We start from the raw sequence: 15,450 nt of genomic DNA on the forward strand, positions 1-15,450 counted from the left end.
CCGGTCTCATAGCTTCCTGTCCTGTGATCCCGACACCGACCGATCCCGACACCGACCAGGAGAACGGCGACCGACCATGACCCCTCGAAGACGGCTCTTCGTGCGGCTGCTGCGCGGTGCCGGCGGTGATTCCGTGGTGCCGGTCCTCACGCTGTGCGTCCTCGATCTCGTCGACCAGGGTTTCTCCCTGACGACCCTGCGGCATCTGGCCGGGTATGCGGTGGCGTTCCTCGCGCTCGCGCTGCTCTGGGCCCGCTGCCGGACCGGTCTGCTGGTGCGCCGGGCCCGCGACCTGGGCGTGGCGGCCGGCGAGCACCTCCTGGACGCCACTCAGAGCCACACCCTCACCGGTGTCCCGTTCGACCGGATCCGTGCCGAACTGGGCGCGGCCCGGCGGGCGTCCGACGTCGGCGACGGCAACCCGATCGAGTTCCGCTGGCGCCCGTACCGCACCCGGCTGTCCGCCGAGGGCTCGGTCACCTTCGACGACGCCTCGGGCGAGACCCACGTGGAGGTCCGCGCCCCCGAGCACCTTGGGAGCGGCGTCCTGGGGGGCGCCGCGTTCACCGCGGTCTGCCAGATAGTGCGCACGCTGCGGCCCCGGGAGGCGAAGTGAGACGGCGTCAGCTCGGGATCGTGCTCGGCGCTCTCCTCCTGGCGACGGGGGGCTGCACCACGACGACCGGGAAGCAGGCCGAGGACAAGCCGTCGGCAACGGCGTCCGCCACCGCCCCCGCCTGTCCGGGCGGGACCTTCCGCTGGGCCGCCGTGACACGGGAGGAACGGCTCACCGAGATCTCCCCGGTCGTGACGGTGAAGGACGGTGACCACGGCTGGATCACCTTCCGCCCCCAGCTCGTCCGCGACATCGTCCCCCGGGTCGACACCAGCGACGCAGGCGTCTCCGCGCACCGCGTCCTGGCCGCGCTCGCCAAGCGCCTCACGTGGTGGGACGCGGAGCAGTTCGCCGCGCCCGGGGAGGAATCCGCCGACCGCAGGCCTTCGCCGCTCAAGATGGGCACCCTCGGACACGGCGGGCGCTATGTCGACGCCAAGGCGGTGTCGGTCGTGGAGGGCAGCTTCACGGTCGACTGCCCTGGCCGTGCCGTCCACGGCAGCGTCACCACCTGGCTCAACGGCAACACCGACTCCTCCCTGGAGTGCGGCGTCGATCCGCGCACCGACAAGGCCTGGATCAGGGAGGCCTACCGGCTGGCCTGCGGCGGCGGGACTACTTAGCCGGCCGCTGCGAGGCGATCGGGGTCGTCGCCGCCACCTGCGGGGAGTCCGCGTTGGAGAACACGGACGGCGCGGCCACGGCCGCCGCCGGATCCGGGGCCTCGTCCTCCGTGAGGGCGACCGGCACTCCGCCGACGATCCGGATGTCCGCCGCGTCGAAGGCCCGCTTGATCCGCCAGCGCAGCTCGCGCTCCACGGTCAGCGCCTTGCCGGGCATGGTCTTGGCGGAGAGCCGGACGACCATCGAGTCGATGAGGACGGAGTCCAGGCCGAGGATCTGGATCGGGCCCCACAGCAGCTCGTTCCAGGGCTCCTCCTTGGCCATCTTCTCGGCGACCTCGTCCAGGGTGGCCCGGACCTTGTCGAGGTCCTCGCTGGGCCGCAGGGTGACGTCGACACCGGCCGTGGCCCAGCCCTGCGAGAGGTTGCCGATCCGCTTCACCTCGCCGTTGCGGACGTACCAGATCTCGCCGTTGTCGCCGCGCAGCTTGGTCACCCGCAGGCCGACCTCGATGACCTCGCCGGAGGCCACCCCCGCGTCGATCGAGTCACCGACGCCGTACTGGTCCTCCAGGATCATGAAGACTCCGGACAGGAAGTCCGTGACCAGGTTCCGGGCGCCGAAACCGATCGCGACACCGGCGACACCGGCCGAGGCCAGCAGCGGCGCGAGGTTGATCTGGAAGGCGGACAGCACCGTCAGCGCCGCCGTGCCCAGGATCACGAAGCTCGCCATCGACCGCAGCACGGACCCGATCGCCTGCGAGCGCTGCCGCCGCCGCTCCGCGTTGACCAGCAGCCCGCCGAGGGTGGTGCCCTCCGCCGACTCGGCCGTGCGGTTCATCCGGTCGATGAGCTTGGTTATCGACCGCAGCACGACGTTTCTGAGCACCACCGCGATCACCAGGATCAGCAGCACCTTCAGGCCTATCGCGAGCCAGGTCGACCAGTTCTGCTCGACCCAGCTCGCGGCGTTGGTGGCGCTCTCCTGGGCGTCCTGGAGCGTGGGCACCGCCGGGGTCGACGATCCCGAAGGAGTCGGCGACGGCGACGAACCGGCGGCCAGTAGGACGGCGGGCAAGGACACGGCGGGTACCTCCAGGCGGTGCGGTACTGCCCTCCGGTACGGCGGTCACGGGTCGTACGGCTGGTTCAAGGTCACGAAAAGGTCACCGGACGGGCAGGATCACCACACTAACGGGGCATCGCGTGTGCGCCCGACCGATACGAGAAGGAGAGACCGTGCTCACGCCCGCTTGAACAGGGTGGCGACCGGGGGATGAAATGCGGTGTGGTCGAAAACACTCCCAGCCCGTTACGCGGACATGGTGGCGCGTCCACCAGGCAAGAGGGGAGACTGGCCACAGATCGTCCCGGCGCGAGCCACGCGCCGCCGACGCCCAAGGAGGCCGCCGTGCCGCATGTCCTGGTCCTCAACGCGTCGTACGAGCCGCTCGGCGTCGTACCGCTCCGCCGCGCGCTCATCCTCGTCCTGGAGAACAAGGCTGTCGCCTTGGAGGAATCCGGCGCCTATATGCACAGCGCAACCATCACAGTCCCCGCACCCAGCGTGGTCCGGCTCAAGCGATTCGTACGGGTTCCCTACCGGGGGCCCGTTCCTCTCACCCGCAGGGCGCTCTTCGCCCGCGACGGGGGCCGGTGCATGTACTGCGGTGGCGTCGCAACCAGCGTCGACCACGTCATCCCGCGCAGTCGCGGGGGTCAGCACGTCTGGGACAACGTGGTGGCGTCCTGCCGCCGCTGCAACCACGTCAAGGCCGACCGCCATCTCTTCGAGATCGGCTGGCGGCTGCGGCACAAACCAGCCCCACCCACCGGCCTGGCCTGGCGCATCATCGGCACCGGCCATAGGGACCCGCGCTGGCTGCCGTACTTGCAGCCGTACGGCGCGGATGACGCCCTGGCCCGGATCGACGGCATCTCCGCCTGACGATCCGGGCCTTCGCATACCCCCGTGGCCGCCGGCTCGGCCACGGGGTCCTTCGGGACGCGCGTGCTCGGGCCCCGGGACTCCCCTGCGCCCCCGGGACCGGACGCTCATCCCGGGGTCAGGCGGCGGTCACGTGTAGCGCAGCTCCGCGGGGCGCACCGAGCGGCGCAGCAGGGGCAGCGAGGTGGCCGCGGCGAGCAGACAGCAGACGTACACGCCCACCGGGACCAGCAGCGCCGCGTACGGCACCCCCGAGTCGGTGTGCTCCCTGACGAGCGCCGCGTACCAGACCCCGATCCCCATGCCGCCCGCACCCGCCACCGCGACCGCGGGGAGCAGCGGCAGCGCGGTCTCCAGCAGCAGTGCCCGGGCCAGCACCCCGTGCGGCACCCCGGCGGCGGTCTGGACCGCCAGGCCCCGGCGTCGGGTGGCCAGGGACTCCGCGGTGCCCACGGCGAGCGCGGACAGCACGATCGCCAGGGCGACGAGGATCGCGGCGGCCGTCAGATCGAGCCCGTCGGTGTAGTAGGACAGGCCCATCCCGAGGTGGCCCTCGCGCTCGGAGGCGCGCAGGTCGGCGAGCAGTACCTGCCGGACCCCCACGAAGGCCGTGCCGACGACCGTCACCAGCAGCACGGCCGCGTGGGTCCGGGCCGCCGCCCACGGGTCGTCGCGGAGCCGTTCCGCCGCGATCAGCACCGCGGGGCTGCCGGTGCGGGCGGCGAGCGCCGAGCCCAGCCGCCGGGAGGACCAGCCCGCCAGCCACACCGCCACGGCGCCGATCAGCAGGCACAGGGCGAAGACCACGAGCGGGCCGACGGCGAGCCCGAACAGGGGGAGCGAGAAGGGGTCGCGCACGAACACGGCCACCACCACGAACAGCGCGGACACGCCCAGCAGGACGGTCGCCGCCTGGAACAGCCGCCCCGGACCCGCCGGCGGCACCCGCCGTACGACACCCAGCGGCGACGCCACCACGCGGCGCAGCGACAGCACGCCCACCGCCGCGCCGGCCGCCGGCACCAGCAGGACCATCGCGGCGATCCCGGCCCAGGCCAGGGGGACGGGGTGGGACCACAGGCGGAGCAGGACCGGCACCGAGACCGCCGTGGCCGCGGCGGCGCCGGCCAGGCAGGCGAACCCCGACTCCAGCGCCGCGATCCGCCGCACCTGCGCGGCCCCGGCCCCCGCCAGCCGCAGCGCGGCCAGCCGCCGGTCGCGGTGCACGGCACCGATCCGCGCGCTCTGCCCGAGGAACCCGTACACCGGGATGAGCAGCATCGTCAGCGCGACGACCACACCGCCCCGGGTCCCCTCCTCGTCCAGCAGCCCGCCGCCGACCCCGATGTGATGGTGGCCGTCCATCGGCACCAGCACGGCGACCACCGTCCCGAGCCCGGTCGCGAGGGCGGCCCCGGCCGCCGTCAGCACGACCCGCCACCACTCCCGCCGGTCCGACCCCCGGGTCAGCAGCCAGGCGAGCGCCAGATCGGCCCTCACGCGGTCACCCCCGCCGGCAGCACGGCCCCGTCGCTCAGCCGCACCTCGCGGTCCGCGTACGCCGCCACCTGGGCGTCGTGCGTGATCAGCAGGACGGCCGCGCCCGTCTCCCGGACCGTGTGCACCAGGGCGGTCATCACCTGCTCGCTCGCCAGCGAGTCCAGGGCCCCGGTCGGCTCGTCCGCGAAGACCACCTTCGGGCCGGTCACCAGCGCCCGGGCCAGCGCGGCCCGCTGGGCCTGCCCGCCGCTCATCGAGCCCGGCCGCAGCTCCTCCTGCCCGCGCACCCCGACCCGCTCCAGCCACTCGCCGGCCTGCGCCCGGGCGTCCGCACGGGTCGTCCCCGCGAGCATCAGCGGCAGCGCCACGTTGTCCAGCGCCGTGAGCTCCGGGATCAGCTGCCCGAACTGGAAGACCACCCCGAAGTCGGTCCGCCGCAGCTCGCTCAGCCGCTTCTCCGGCAGTCGGTCCAGCCGCTCCCCGGCGTACGTCACCGAGCCCGCGTCCGGGCGGACGATCCCGGCGAGGCAGTGCAGCAGCGTGGACTTCCCGCTGCCGCTGGCGCCGGTCACGGCGAGGATCTCGCCCGCGCGCAGCCCGACCGAGGCCCCGCGCAGGGCCTCGGTCCTGCCGTGTGCCTTGGCCAGGTCCCGGCCCGTCAGAAGCGGTATCGGGGTGCCCCCCTTGGTGCTCATGCTGAGTCGACCTCCGCGGTCAGAGTGGTGAGCCGGGCCGCCGTCGTGGTCATCCAACGGAGGTCGGCGTCGAGGTGGTTGAGGGCGAAGTCCGCCGAGAGCACGGTCGTCAGATCGGCCTTCCGGGCCGTCTTGACGGCGGTGAGCTCCCGCATCCGCTCCATGTGCGCGGCGCGCTGGTCGCGCAGGTAGGCGGCCGGGTCACCGCCGGCCAGGATCGACACCACGACCTTGGCGAAGATCTCGTTCGCCACGAACGGCGCCGGCGGGGTGATCGCCCCCGCCCACCGGGCCAGTTCGTGCGCGCCCGCCTCCGTCGAGCGGTAGCGGGTCCGCTCGGGGCCGCCGTCGGCGTCGGTGCCGTCGACCTCCGCCAGGCCGTCGCGGACCAGGCGCTGCAGGGTCGTGTAGACCTGCCCGTAGGCCAGCGGGCGGGCCTGCGGGAAGCGCTCGTCGTGGCGCCGCTTGAGGTCGTAGCCATGACTCGGGCCGGCCTCGAGCAGCCCCAGGAGGATGTGCCGGGTACTCATGGAGATCAGTATGCACTAGATACATGTACTGAGTGAATAGTGGCTCGGGTTTCCGTCGAGAGTGCCGTCCCGTTCACTGGGTAGGCCTGCCATGACCCGGCACCCGCCGCCGTACCCGACGAAACGACGAGGAGGCCACCGTGGCCGCAACGGTTCATCATCCGATCCCGGCCCAGTTCAAACCCTTGGTGGAGACCGAGGAGGAGCCCCATCTGTGCGTGTTCAGCGCGGAGAGCGCCTGCGCGGAGGCCCCGCTGACCAGTGAGCCGCCGCTGCCCGACGCCGAGCCGCTGACCAGCGAACCGCCGCTCGCCGACGCGGCCCCCCTGACCAGCGAGCCGGGGTTGTAGATGAGCGAAGCCGCTCCCCTCGACGGGGAGCTGTCCCGGCTGGCGGAGCTGCACGGCGTCGCCACCTCCTACAGCCCGTCCCCGGACCGTACGGTCGCCGCCTCGGCCTCCGCCGTGATCGCCGCCCTCGGCGCCCTGGGTGTCGACGCGAGCGGCCCGGAAGCCGTCCGCACCGCTCTCGCCGACCGCGAGCGCGACCTCGCCGAACGGCTGCTGCCGCCGACGGTCGTCCACTGGGCGGGCGCCGGCGGGATCGACCTCGGCCTGCCCGCGGGGACCCGCGTGGAGGTGCGCACGGAGGACGGCGAGACCCGCGACGGCGTACGGGACCTGCCGCTCGGGGTCCATCTGCTGACCGCCGCCGCCCCCGACGGCCGTACCGGCCGCTGCCACCTCGTCGTCGCGCCCGACCGGCTGCCCACCCCCGCCACCCGCTCCTACGGACTCCTCGTCCAGCTCTACTCGCTGCTGTCCCGGCGCTCCTGGGGCATGGGCGACCTCGGCGACCTCAGCGCGCTGGCCGACTGGGCCGGACGCACCGCCGGGGCCGGGTTCGTGCAGGTCAACCCGTTGCACGCGGCTGTCCCCGGGGCGCCCACCGACCCGTCCCCGTACCGTCCCTCCTCGCGCCGTTTCCCGGACCCGGTGCATCTGCGGCTGGAGTCCGTCCCCGAGTACGCCGAGGACCCCGCGCTCGCCGAACGCGCCGGACGGCTGCGCGCCGCCGTCCTCGACAAGGGCGCGCTCATCGATCGGGACGCGGTGTGGGAGCTGAAGCGGGAGGCGCTGGAGGCGGTGGCCGCCGTACCGCTCGATCCGGCCCGGCAGGCCGCCTACGACGCCTTCCGCGCGGCGGAGGGGCCGGACCTGGAGGACCACGCCACCTGGTACGCGCTCGCCGAGAAGTACGGCTCCGAGTGGCGCCGGTGGCCGAAGGCCCTGCGCGACCCCCGCTCGGCGGAGACCGCCCGGGCCCGTGCCGAGCTGGGCGACCGCGTCGCCTTCCACACCCGGCTCGCCTGGCTCACCGTCACCCAGCTCACCGACGCCCAGCGCACCGCCCGCGAGGCCGGGATGCCGGTCGGGATCGTGCACGACCTCGCCGTCGGCGTGCATCCCCAGGGCGCCGACGCCTGGGCGCAGGGCGCGTTCTTCGCCGCCGGGATGTCCGTCGGCGCCCCGCCCGACGCCTTCAACGCCCGCGGCCAGGACTGGGGCCTGCCGCCCTGGCGCCCCGACCGCCTCGCCGCCAGTGGCCACGCCCCCTTCCGCGGCCTCCTGCGCGCCCTCCTCCGCTACGCCGGTGCCCTGCGCATCGACCATGTGATGGGCCTGTTCCGGCTCTGGTGGGTACCGGAGGGCCGACCGCCGACGGAGGGCACCTACGTCCGCTACGACGCCGAGGCCATGCTGGCCCTGCTGGCCCTGGAGGCGACCCGGGCGGGCGCGGTGGTGATCGGGGAGGACCTGGGCACCGTGGAGCCGGGGGTCCGCGAGACGCTCCAGCGGCACGGGGTCCTCGGCACCTCCGTGCTCTGGTTCGAACGGGACTGGGAGGGCGACGGCCACCCGCTGCCCCCGCAACGCTGGCGCGCCGACTGCCTCGCCACCGCCACCACCCACGACCTGCCGTCCACCGCCGCCCGCCTCACCGGCGAACACGTCGAACTCCGCGACCGCCTCGGCCTGCTGACGCGCCCGGTGGCGGAGGAACTGGCGGACGCGAAGGCCGACACGGCGGAGTGGCTGGCCCTGCTGATCAGCCTGGGCCTGCTCGCCGGGACCGACGTCGGCGACGAGGAGGCCGAGATCCGGGCCGTCCACCGCTTCCTGCTGAGCACCCCCGCCCGCATGATCGGCGTCTGGCTCCCGGACACCGTCGGCGACCGCCGCCCGCAGAACCTCCCCGGCACCTGGGACCAGTACCCGAACTGGCGCCTGCCCGTCGCGGACCCTACGGGCCGCCCGGTGACCCTGGAGGAGCTGATGGCGTCGGAGCGGGCACGGGCCCTGCTGGAGACCCTCGACGCGGACCGGGCCCCATGACCCCGTTAACAGGTACCCCGGACGCGCGCCTCCCAGGTCGGCCCGCTAACTTGGGGACCGTGGACAAGAAGAACGCCCTGCGCGCCGGCGCCCTGGCTGCCGGTACGACGCTGATGATGCTGCTCATGTCGTCCCCCGCCCTCGCGCTCACGCGTGACGACGGCGACGACCCCGGCAAGGGCCTGAGCGTCGTCCAGACGCTGGGCCTCTACGTCCTGACCCCGCTCGTGCTGTTCGCGGTCATCGCCGGTCTGGTGATGGTGCTGGACAAGTCGAAGGTCCGGGTCACCAAGCCGAAGGCCAAGGCGTAGGTCCCGGCCTTCCCGCAGCCTCTTCGTTCCACCGAGGGCGCCGGTCGCCTTCCGTACGTGTCGTGCGTACGGGAGCCGACCGGCGCCCTCGGCGCGTTCGCTCAGGGACTCGGCGCGGTCAGGTACCGCTGCACGGTCGGCCCGAGCCACGCCACGATCTCCTCACGGGCCAGCGCCACGGCCGGCGGCAGCCGCAGCACGTAGCGGGTGAGGGCGAGCCCCAGCAACTGCGTGGCACACAGCGCCGCCCGCGCCGGCACCTGCTCGGGATCCGGGCACACCCGCTGGGCCACCGGCACCACCTGCTCCCGGAAGATGCCCTGCAGACGCTCGGCGCCCGCCTGGTTGGTGACGCCGACCCGCAGGACCGCGGTGAGCTCCTCGTTCTCCTCCCAGATGTTCAGGAAGTGCTCCACCAGTGCCCGCCCGACCTCGGCGCGCGGCGCCTGCGACAGGTCGGGGATCCGCAGGTCGAGCGCGACGGCGGCCGCGAAGAGGCCGTCCTTGCTGCCGAAGTAGCGCATGACCATGGAGGGGTCGATGTGCGCGTCCTTGGCGATGGCGCGGATGGTGGCGCGCTCGTAGCCGTCGGTGGCGAAGCGCTCGCGGGCGGCGGCCAGGATCGCGGAGCGGCTGGCGTCGGAGCGGCGCGCCGCCGGGCCGTGCGCGGAATCTGTGCTTCTACTGGGAGTGCCGGTCATGCCAACGAGCGTAGGCCAACATGTGTGGGCCAACAAGTGTTGACGCTTCGGGCGGCCTCGCTCTAGGCTCGTCAACGAGCGTTGGCAAACAATCGTTGACCTCGAGGAGGCCCTCATGAACGGCACGACTGGCACCTCAGGAACGCCCCGTGTGATCGTCGTCGGCTGCGGTCCCACCGGCCTGCTCCTGGCCGGTGACCTCGCCGCCGCCGGCATCCCGGTCACCCTCCTCGAAAGGCGCCCCCACAAGATCAGCAACCTCTCCCGCGCCTTCGCCCTGCACGCCCGCGCCCTGGAGCAGCTGGACGCCCGCGGCCTGGCCGACGACCTCGAAGCCATCGGGCAGCCCCTCACCCGGCTCAACCTCTTCGACGGCCTCACCCTCGACCTCGGCACCCTCCCCTCCCGCTTCCCCCACGTCCTCGTCCTCCCGCAGTACGAGATCGAGAAGGTCCTGGAGCGCCGGGCGGCCGAGGCGGGCGTCGACTTCCGGTACGAGACCGAGGTGACCGGACTGACCCAGGACGCGGACGGGGTCACCGTCCACGTCAGGGGCGGTGAGAGCCTGCGGGCCGCGTACGTCGTCGGTACCGACGGGATGCGCAGCGCGGTGCGGGAGGCGGTCGGGCTGCCGTTCCCGGGCAGGTCGGTGATCCGGTCCGTGGTCCTCGCCGACGTGCTGCTCGCGGAGAAGCCCGAGACGCTGCTCACGGCCGCCGCGGTCGGCGACGCGTTCGCCTTCCTCGCCCCCTTCGGCGACGGCTACTACCGCGTGATCTGCTGGCACCGCGGCCGTGACGTCCCCGACCACGAGCCGGTCGGCCTCGACGAGGTCCGGGAGATCACCCGGCTCGCCCTCGGCCGGGACTACGGGATGCACGACGCCCGCTGGATGTCCCGCTTCCACAGCGACGAGCGGCAGGCGCCCCGCTACCGGGTCGGCCGGGTCTTCCTGGCCGGTGACGCGGCGCATGTGCACACCCCGGCCGGCGGCCAGGGACTGAACACGGGCCTGCAGGACGCGGCCAACCTGAGCTGGAAGCTCGCCGCCGTGCTGCACGGCCACGCGGCTCCCGGCCTGCTCGACACCTACCAGAGCGAACGCCACCCCGTAGGAAAGTCGGTGCTGCGCAGCAGCGGCGCGCTGGTCCGGCTCGCGATGGCCAAGGGCTGGCAGCTGCCGGTGCGGACCGCGCTCACCACCGCCGTCCACCACCTCGCCCCCCTCCGCGCCAAGGCGGTCGGCCAGGTCACCGGCATCGGCTACCGTTACCCCGCGCCGCGCGGCGCCCACCGCCTCACCGGCGCCCGCGTCCCCGACCTCGCCCTGGCCGGCGGCGGCCGGCTCTACGAGGCCCTGCGCGGCGGCCGGTTCGTGCTGGTCACCCCGGACCCCTGTGACCCGGGTGCGGAACGCGCGGACCGCCTGACCGTCGGCCACTGGGCGAGCGACCGCCGTACGACCCTGCTGGTGCGCCCCGACGGATACGTGGCCTGGGCCGCCGAGAACGCCCAGGCGCCGGACATCGAGCGGGCGCTGGCCACCCACCTCGGGTGACCGGTTCAGGCGAGGGTGAAGTCCGCGGCCTTGGTGTCGAAGGTGGTGTGGCCGTCCTTCGCCGTGGCCAGCACGGCGATGTGCCAGGCGCCGTGCGCGGAGGACGCGGCGTCGGCGGCGGACACCGGAGCCTGGTACACGCACCGGACGGTGTGGCTGCCGGCCGGCGTGCAGGTCGCCGACTCCACTTCGGCCGCGGCCATGTCCTTGGCGGTCAGCGACTTCCTCGCGAACTCGGACTTCTCCGGCCAGGCCAGCACCTTCAGGCTCGTGACCCCGGAGGGCGCGGTGACCTCGGTGGTGAAGGAGAGCGAGCCCTTGTGGCCGGCCTCGGGGGCGGTGTAGCGGGCGGTGCTGTGGGCCAGGGCCGGCGACGGGTCCTGGTCCCCGGCGTAGGCCAGGGCGAAGGCCCCGGCACCCGCGAGGACGACGACACCGGCGACGACGGGCAGGACGATACGACGGGACATGGCGGATTCTCCGTAAGGGTCTGAGTGACTCGGCTGGACGAACCGGCGCTCTGTGCCGCGCCGTTGCACCGATGTTCGCAACGCGCGGGCACCCCCGGCGTGAGCACGGGTACTCAACTCCGCCTGGGTGAGGGGGAGTAGACGGACGCACGGAGAGGGCGCCCGGTGTCCTGGCACCGGGCGCCCTCTCCGTCGTATCGCGTCGTACCGCGCAGTACCGCCTGCTACTGCGCAGCCGCGTCCGCCGCCTGGGCCTTCAGGGCGCGCTCGACGCCCGCGCGGGACTCCGAGACCAGCCGGGCCAGGGCCGCGTTCGGCTGGGCCGAGGCCAGCCAGGTGTCCGTCTTGGTGAGGGTCTCCTGGGACACCTGGAGGGCCGGGTAGAGGCCGATCGCGATCTGCTGGGCGATCTCGTGCGAGCGGGAGTCCCACACCGACTTCAGGATCTCGAAGTACTTGTCGGTGTAGGGCGCCAGCAGCTCACGCTGGTCGGTCTGGACGAAGCCGCCGATCACGGCCTCCTGCACGGCGTTCGGCAGCTTGTCGGAGTCGATGACCGACGCCCACGCCTCCGCCTTCGCCTCCTCGGTCGGCCGGGCCGCCCGGGCGGTGGCCGCGTGCCGCTCACCGGCCGCCGTCCGGTCCCGCTCGTACTCGCCCGCGATCTCCGTCTCGTCGAAGCGGCCGACCGCCGCCAGCCGCTCCACGAACGCCCAGCGCAGTTCGGTGTCGACGGCCAGGCCCTCGATGGTGTGGGTGCCGTCCAGCAGACCGTCGAGGAGGTCCAGCTGCTCCGGGGTGCGGGCGGTGGCCGCGAAGGCGCGGGCCCAGGCCAGCTGGTGGTCGCTGGCCGGCGCGGCGGCCCGCAGGTGGGCCAGGGTGGCGTCGGTCCAGCGGGTGAGCAGGGCCTCACGGGCGCTCGGGTCGGCGTACAGCTCGACGGCGAGCTTCACCTGGCGGTGCAGCGACTGCACGACACCGATGTCGGACTCCTTGCCGATGCCCGACAGCACCAGCGACAGGTACTCGCGGGTGGGCAGCTCGGCGTCCCGGGTCATGTCCCAGGCCGACGCCCAGCACAGCGCGCGGGGCAGCGAGGACTCGAAGTCGCCGAGGTGCTCGGTGACGACGTGCAGGGACTCCTCGTCGAGGCGGACCTTGGCGTACGACAGGTCGTCGTCGTTGAGCAGGAACACCGCGGGACGGCGGCGGCCGGTCAGCTGCGGTACGGCCGTCAGCTCGCCGTCCACGTCCAGCTCGACCCTCTCGGTGCGCACCAGCTTGCCGCTCGCCTCGTCGAGGTCGTACAGGCCGATCGCGATCCGGTGCGGACGGAGAGTGGGCTCTCCCTTGGCGCCGGCCGGCAGCGCCGGGGCCTCCTGGCGGATGGCGAAGGAGGTGACGACACCGTCGGCGTCCGTCTCCACCTCCGGGCGCAGGATGTTGATGCCCGCCGTCTGCAGCCACTTCTGCGACCAGGTGCTCAGGTCACGCCCCGAGGTCTCCTCCAGGGCGCCCAGCAGGTCGGACAGGCGCGTGTTGCCGTACGCGTGCCGCTTGAAGTACGCCTGCACGCCCTTGAAGAACTCGTCCATCCCGACGTACGCGACGAGCTGCTTCAGCACACTCGCGCCCTTGGCGTACGTGATGCCGTCGAAGTTGACGAGCACGTCGTCGAGATCCCGGATCTCGGCCATGATCGGGTGCGTGGAGGGCAGCTGGTCCTGCCGGTACGCCCAGGTCTTCATGGAGTTGGCGAACGTCGTCCACGAGTGCGGCCAGCGCGACTCGGGCGCGTACGCCTGGCAGGCGATGGAGGTGTAGGTGGCGAACGACTCGTTCAGCCACAGGTCGTTCCACCACTCCATGGTGACCAGGTCGCCGAACCACATGTGGGCCAGCTCGTGCAGGATGGTCTCGGCCCGCGTCTCGTACGCCGCGTCGGTCACCTTGGACCGGAAGACGTACTGGTCGCGGATGGTCACCGCGCCCGCGTTCTCCATCGCGCCCGCGTTGAACTCGGGCACGAACAGCTGGTCGTACTTCTTGAACGGGTACGCGTAGTCGAACTTCTCCTGGAACCACTCGAAGCCCTGCCGGGTCACCTCGAAGATCGCGTCCGAGTCCAGGAACTCGGCGAGCGACGGCCGGCAGTAGATGCCGAGCGGCACGCTCTGGCCGTCCTTCTCGTACACGCTGTGCACGGAGTGGTACGGGCCGACGATCAGCGCGGTGATGTACGACGAGATCCGCGGCGTCGGCTCGAAGGTCCAGACGTCGTCCTTGGGCTCGGGCGTCGGCGAGTTCGAGATGACCGTCCAGCCGGTGGGCGCCTTCACGGTGAACTGGAAGGTCGCCTTCAGGTCGGGCTGCTCGAAGGAGGCGAAGACGCGGCGGGCGTCCGGCACCTCGAACTGGGTGTAGAGGTACGCCTGCTCGTCGACCGGGTCGACGAACCGGTGCAGACCCTCACCCGTGTTGGTGTACGCGCAGTCGGCGGCCACCCGGAGGACGTTGCGGCCCTCCAGCAGGCCGGGCAGCGCGATCCGGGAGTCCGCGAAGACCTCGGCCGGGTCGAGCGCGTCACCGTTGAGGGTGACCTCGTGGACCGCCGGGGCCACCAGGTCGATGAAGGAAGCGGCGCCGGATCCGGCGACGTCGAAGCGCACCGTGGTCACGGACCGGTAGGTACCGCCCTCCTGCGCGCCGGAGAGGTCGAGATCGATCTCGTACGAGTCAACGGTGAGCAGCTTCGCCCGCTGCTGCGCCTCTTCGCGAGTCAGGTTTGTGCCAGGCACGCGGTCATCTCCTCGTTATGTGTGGGTTGCGCCATCCTTCCACGGGACACGGGAGGAGGGCGACGAGGGAAAACCCGCGAGATTGACGTGCCCCGTAAGGGGCGCGGGGCTGTGTCGACATGCGGCTTCCGCCGCGTGGGCGCGACCAGCCCCCACGCACCCGCACGTGACTACTGCGACAGCTCCGCGGCGACCAGCTCCGCGATCTGCACGGCGTTCAGCGCGGCCCCCTTGCGGAGGTTGTCGTTGGAGACGAACAGCGCGAGCCCGTTCTCCACCGTCTCGTCCCGCCGGATCCGCCCGACGTACGACGGGTCCTGCCCGGCCGCCTGCAGCGGCGTCGGGATCTCGGACAGCTCGACGCCGGGCGCGTCGGACAGCAGCTCGGTCGCCCGCTCGGGGCTGATCGGCCGGGCGAACCGCGCGTTGATCTGGAGCGAGTGACCGGAGAACACCGGGACGCGCACGCAGGTGCCGGAGACCTTCAGCTCGGGGAGCTCCAGGATCTTGCGGGACTCGTTGCGCAGCTTCTGCTCCTCGTCGGTCTCGTTCAGACCGTCGTCGACGAGGTTGCCGGCGAAGGGGAGCACGTTGAAGGCGATGGGGCGCTTGTAGACCTGCGGCTCGGGGAAGTCGACCGCCGCGCCGTCGTGGGTGAGCTTCTCCGCGTCGGCGGCGACCTTCTGCACCTGGCCGTGCAGCTCCGCCACGCCCGCGAGACCGGAGCCGGACACCGCCTGGTAGGTGGTGGCGACCAGCGCCTCGAGGCCCGCCTCCGCGTCCAGCACCTTCAGGACCGGCATCGCGGCCATCGTGGTGCAGTTCGGGTTGGCGATGATGCCCTTGGGACGGTCCGCGATCGCGTGCGGATTCACCTCGGAGACGACCAGCGGGACCTCGGGGTCCTTGCGCCAGGCGGAGGAGTTGTCGATCACGACGGCCCCCTGCGAGGCGACCTTCTCGGCCAGCGCCTTCGAGGTGGCCCCGCCCGCCGAGAACAGCACGATGTCCAGGCCCGAGTAGTCGGCGGTCGCCGCGTCCTCCACCGTCACACCGTCGAGCACGGACCCGGCCGAACGGGCCGAGGCGAACAGGCGCAGCTCCGTGACCGGGCCAAGAGAATTGAATGCAGCCCGTTCCGCGAGGATCCTGCGCATGACCGTGCCGACCTGACCGGTGGCTCCGACGATTCCGACCCTCACGGTGACTCCCTTTACCTGCGTCGATGTGTGTCTGCGGCCTTTCCATCATGCGGCCGACCCGGGTCAGCCTGTCCAATTCTTTGCGCGCCATACCCGCCG

The 15,450-nt window shown here is 72.6% G+C and carries 15 protein-coding genes; 7 read left to right on the forward strand and 8 right to left on the reverse strand.

The window, feature by feature from the left end:
• Nucleotides 1–76 precede the first annotated feature (76 nt).
• Together ACFZDK_RS30980 and ACFZDK_RS30985 are read left to right on the forward strand one after the other, a co-directional pair.
• Entirely contained in the window at nt 77–616 is a 540-nt protein-coding gene (locus ACFZDK_RS30980) for a hypothetical protein (RefSeq protein WP_390977218.1), read from the forward strand.
• Complete coding sequence (locus tag ACFZDK_RS30985; protein WP_390977219.1) at nt 613–1,239, forward strand: hypothetical protein; 627 nt, start codon at nt 613–615, stop codon at nt 1,237–1,239. Before ACFZDK_RS30980 ends, ACFZDK_RS30985 begins: the two co-directional genes overlap by 4 nt.
• Here the strand turns inward: ACFZDK_RS30985 and ACFZDK_RS30990 are convergent.
• Nucleotides 1,232–2,326, reverse strand: a complete 1,095-nt coding sequence (locus ACFZDK_RS30990; RefSeq protein ID WP_390977220.1) for a mechanosensitive ion channel domain-containing protein — start codon at nt 2,324–2,326, stop codon at nt 1,232–1,234. The two genes, ACFZDK_RS30985 and ACFZDK_RS30990, sit on opposite strands and share 8 nt — an antisense overlap.
• 327 nt (nt 2,327–2,653) lie before the next feature.
• Between ACFZDK_RS30990 and ACFZDK_RS30995 the strand changes: the two genes are divergently transcribed.
• Entirely contained in the window at nt 2,654–3,190 is a 537-nt protein-coding gene (locus tag ACFZDK_RS30995) for an HNH endonuclease (protein ID WP_390977221.1), read from the forward strand.
• Nucleotides 3,191–3,319: 129 nt separating this feature from the next.
• Here the strand turns inward: ACFZDK_RS30995 and ACFZDK_RS31000 are convergent, their stop codons facing one another.
• Genes ACFZDK_RS31000 through ACFZDK_RS31010 form a run of 3 tightly spaced genes read right to left on the reverse strand, consistent with a single transcriptional unit; the run spans nt 3,320 to nt 5,915 of the window.
• A complete protein-coding gene (locus ACFZDK_RS31000; protein WP_390977222.1) occupies nt 3,320–4,690 on the reverse strand; it encodes an FtsX-like permease family protein in 1,371 nt (456 codons plus the stop codon).
• Nucleotides 4,687–5,385: an ATP-binding cassette domain-containing protein gene (locus ACFZDK_RS31005; protein WP_390977223.1), complete on the reverse strand. Its 699-nt coding sequence runs from the start codon at nt 5,383–5,385 to the stop codon at nt 4,687–4,689. Before ACFZDK_RS31005 ends, ACFZDK_RS31000 begins: the two co-directional genes overlap by 4 nt.
• The gene (locus ACFZDK_RS31010) at nt 5,382–5,915 is read right to left on the reverse strand and encodes a helix-turn-helix transcriptional regulator (protein WP_390977224.1); all 534 of its coding nucleotides are present in this window, start codon (nt 5,913–5,915) and stop codon (nt 5,382–5,384) included. The genes ACFZDK_RS31005 and ACFZDK_RS31010 overlap by 4 nt, the downstream gene beginning before the upstream one ends.
• Before the next feature lie 140 nt (nt 5,916–6,055).
• On the opposite strand from ACFZDK_RS31010, the gene ACFZDK_RS31015 reads away from it, so the two are divergent.
• Genes ACFZDK_RS31015 through ACFZDK_RS31025 form a run of 3 tightly spaced genes read left to right on the forward strand, consistent with a single transcriptional unit; the run spans nt 6,056 to nt 8,622 of the window.
• Entirely contained in the window at nt 6,056–6,265 is a 210-nt protein-coding gene (locus tag ACFZDK_RS31015) for a hypothetical protein (RefSeq protein ID WP_390977225.1), read from the forward strand.
• Nucleotides 6,266–8,311, forward strand: a complete 2,046-nt coding sequence (gene malQ, locus ACFZDK_RS31020; protein ID WP_390977226.1) for a 4-alpha-glucanotransferase — start codon at nt 6,266–6,268, stop codon at nt 8,309–8,311.
• 59 nt (nt 8,312–8,370) lie between these two features.
• Nucleotides 8,371–8,622, forward strand: coding sequence for a hypothetical protein (locus tag ACFZDK_RS31025; RefSeq protein ID WP_390040004.1), 252 nt, complete (start codon nt 8,371–8,373; stop codon nt 8,620–8,622).
• 101 nt (nt 8,623–8,723) lie between these two features.
• Here the strand turns inward: ACFZDK_RS31025 and ACFZDK_RS31030 are convergent, their stop codons facing one another.
• The gene (locus ACFZDK_RS31030; protein WP_390977227.1) at nt 8,724–9,323 is read right to left on the reverse strand and encodes a TetR family transcriptional regulator; all 600 of its coding nucleotides are present in this window, start codon (nt 9,321–9,323) and stop codon (nt 8,724–8,726) included.
• 115 nt (nt 9,324–9,438) lie between these two features.
• On the opposite strand from ACFZDK_RS31030, the gene ACFZDK_RS31035 reads away from it, so the two are divergent.
• Nucleotides 9,439–10,881, forward strand: a complete 1,443-nt coding sequence (locus ACFZDK_RS31035) for an FAD-dependent monooxygenase (protein ID WP_390977228.1) — start codon at nt 9,439–9,441, stop codon at nt 10,879–10,881.
• A 5-nt stretch (nt 10,882–10,886) separates the two neighbouring features.
• Here ACFZDK_RS31035 and ACFZDK_RS31040 read toward each other — a convergent pair whose 3' ends face one another.
• The 3 genes from ACFZDK_RS31040 to ACFZDK_RS31050 all read right to left on the reverse strand — a co-directional run bounded on the left by ACFZDK_RS31040 (nt 10,887) and on the right by ACFZDK_RS31050 (nt 15,351).
• Complete coding sequence (locus tag ACFZDK_RS31040; protein WP_390977229.1) at nt 10,887–11,351, reverse strand: DUF5707 domain-containing protein; 465 nt, start codon at nt 11,349–11,351, stop codon at nt 10,887–10,889.
• A gap of 224 nt (nt 11,352–11,575) precedes the next feature.
• On the reverse strand, nt 11,576–14,149 hold the full coding sequence (gene pepN, locus ACFZDK_RS31045) for an aminopeptidase N (RefSeq protein WP_390977230.1): 2,574 nt from the start codon (nt 14,147–14,149) through the stop codon (nt 11,576–11,578).
• Between the two features lie 170 nt (nt 14,150–14,319).
• The gene (locus ACFZDK_RS31050; protein ID WP_390977231.1) at nt 14,320–15,351 is read right to left on the reverse strand and encodes an aspartate-semialdehyde dehydrogenase; all 1,032 of its coding nucleotides are present in this window, start codon (nt 15,349–15,351) and stop codon (nt 14,320–14,322) included.
• Between the last annotated feature and the right edge of the window lie 99 nt (nt 15,352–15,450).

The organism is Streptomyces sp. NPDC007901 (assembly GCF_042959465.1).
Taxonomy (GTDB): Bacteria; Actinomycetota; Actinomycetes; order Streptomycetales; family Streptomycetaceae; genus Streptomyces.

Bases quoted from the DNA above. Each gene is read 5' to 3' on its own strand.
- ACFZDK_RS30980 (WP_390977218.1), top strand. From the start codon at position 77: ATGACCCCTCGAAGACGGCTCTTCGTGCGGCTGCTGCGCGGTGCCGGC.
- ACFZDK_RS31005 (WP_390977223.1), bottom strand. From the start codon at position 5,385: ATGAGCACCAAGGGGGGCACCCCGATACCGCTTCTGACGGGCCGGGAC.
- ACFZDK_RS31010 (WP_390977224.1), bottom strand. From the start codon at position 5,915: ATGAGTACCCGGCACATCCTCCTGGGGCTGCTCGAGGCCGGCCCGAGT.
- malQ (WP_390977226.1), top strand. From the start codon at position 6,266: ATGAGCGAAGCCGCTCCCCTCGACGGGGAGCTGTCCCGGCTGGCGGAG.
- ACFZDK_RS31030 (WP_390977227.1), bottom strand. From the start codon at position 9,323: ATGACCGGCACTCCCAGTAGAAGCACAGATTCCGCGCACGGCCCGGCG.
- ACFZDK_RS31035 (WP_390977228.1), top strand. From the start codon at position 9,439: ATGAACGGCACGACTGGCACCTCAGGAACGCCCCGTGTGATCGTCGTC.
- ACFZDK_RS31040 (WP_390977229.1), bottom strand. From the start codon at position 11,351: ATGTCCCGTCGTATCGTCCTGCCCGTCGTCGCCGGTGTCGTCGTCCTC.